The sequence below is a fragment of the Flavonifractor sp. DFI.6.63 genome, from assembly GCF_024462255.1.
In the GTDB taxonomy this organism is placed as follows: Bacteria; Bacillota; Clostridia; order Oscillospirales; family Oscillospiraceae; genus Lawsonibacter_A; species Lawsonibacter_A hominis.
This window is the reverse complement of the sequence record NZ_JANGBE010000121.1, coordinates 1-298: the sequence shown is the minus strand read 5'-3', so window position 1 is coordinate 298 and position 298 is coordinate 1. Positions and strand designations below refer to the sequence as shown.

Sequence of the window (298 nt, the reverse complement as noted above, 5' to 3'; positions counted from 1 at the left end):
AGCTGGTCTAAATTTTGAAAATATAAAAGAGGAAAAAACGGATAGACCTATGCTGTTTGAAGGGATGAAGATAGTTCTTACAGGTACTCTTCCAACTATGAAGAGAAATGATGCCAAGAAGATTATCGAAGACCTTGGAGGCAGGGCGACATCAAGCGTAAGTAAATCAACTGATTTTGTTTTAGCAGGTGAAGAGGCTGGATCAAAGCTTGATAAGGCCATATCTTTAGGGGTAAAGGTTATAGATGAAGCGAGATTTGTTTCAATCTTGGACCTTGATTCAAAGGAAGATGTAATA

The 298-nt window shown here is 37.9% G+C and carries 1 protein-coding gene; it reads left to right on the top strand.

From position 1 onward, the window contains the following. Positions 1–298 (top strand): BRCT domain-containing protein (locus tag NE547_RS18160; protein ID WP_305148567.1); only part of this gene is annotated, 298 nt, incomplete at both ends.